Origin of the sequence: Rhodococcus sp. KRD175 (assembly GCF_017168275.1) — a bacterium.
GTDB lineage: Bacteria > Actinomycetota > Actinomycetes > Mycobacteriales > Mycobacteriaceae > Rhodococcoides > Rhodococcoides fascians.
In genome coordinates, this window is sequence record NZ_JABFAQ010000077.1 from 1 (window position 1) to 1,269 (window position 1,269).

1 protein-coding gene is annotated in these 1,269 nt (G+C 60.8%); it reads right to left on the minus strand.

Annotation, left to right across the window (positions count from 1 at the left end):
• Window positions 1–43: 43 nt before the first annotated feature.
• Window positions 44–1,197, minus strand: a protein-coding gene (locus J1M81_RS25860) for an IS3 family transposase (RefSeq protein WP_206499170.1) whose coding sequence is annotated in 2 segments (ribosomal slippage) — window positions 44–915 and window positions 915–1,197 — 1,155 coding nt in all. Because the reading frame shifts where the segments join, the coding sequence is not laid out codon by codon here.
• Window positions 1,198–1,269 lie beyond the last annotated feature (72 nt).

Sequence of the window (1,269 nt, forward strand, 5' to 3'; positions counted from 1 at the left end):
TCGGGACTGCCCCGACTTCAGTTGACTAGTGGGGTTGAGCGATTCAGGCCGCGTGTGCGGTCCGGTTGATTGTCTCAAACTCGATAGGGGTGAGCTTGCCGAGGCGCCGTTGACGGCGTTTGCGGTGATAGGTCTTTTCGATCCATGTCACGATCGCCAGCCGTAGTTGCTCGCGGGTCGACCACCGCTGGCGGTCGAGGACGTTCTTCTGCACGAGTGCGAAGAACGACTCCATCGCGGCGTTGTCACCGCACGCCCCGACCCGCCCCATAGAACCTCGTAACCCATTGCGCGACAGTGCATGTACGAACTTCCTGGATCGGAATTGGCTACCGCGATCCGAATGCACGATAGTCCCCTCCGAGCCTCTTTGCGCCACAGCATTATCCAATGCTGACACCGCTAACGAGGCCTTCATCCTGGAGTCGATCGAGTAGCCGACGATCCTGTTCGACCAGACGTCCTTGATCGCGCAGGGATACAGTTTGCCCTCGTCGGTGCGGTGTTCGGTGATGTCGGTCAGCCACAGCTCGTCCGCGGCCTGGGCGGTGAACTGACGGTCGACGAGGTCGTCGTGGACCGGCGGGCCGGCCTTCCTGTTCAGGCCTCGCTTCTTCGAGAACACCGACCAGATGCGTTCTTGTGAGCGCAACCGCGCGACCCGGTTCTCGCTGGCGGTGATCCCGCGGTCGGGTAGTTCGTCTGCGATGAAGCGGTAGCCGAATGCGGGGTCGTCGTCGTGGATCTCACGAGCAATGTTGATCAGATGCGCATCATCCCAATCTCGTTGCGTGACTGGCTGTTTCTTCCATTTGTAGAACTCTTGGGTGGAGAATCCGAGAACCCGGCAGGTCACTGTGACGGGTACTCCGTCGCCAGCAAGGTCGAGGACCAGCGGGTAGATCATTTTGGGAGTATGTCTCGACTCAGATAGGCGGCGGCTCGCCGCAGAACGTCGTTTTCCTGCTCGAGCAGCCGGTTGCGCTTCTTTAGCTCCCGCAGCTCAGCGGACTCGTCACCAGGGTTCTGCCGGCCGTCACGGACGACGCCGTCTTCACGATCGGCAATCTTGAGCCAGCGGTGCAGGCAACCTTCGGAGATTCCGAAGTCCTTCGCGATCTGACGCAACGGGGCCTCGCCCTCGCGTGCGACGGCGATGACGTCGCGGCGGAACTCCTCGGGAAATGCTTTCGGCATGGTGAACATCCTTCCACCGTGAGGAGCGATCCTCACAGATCAGATGTCAACCAAAGCTGGGGCAGTCCCGTG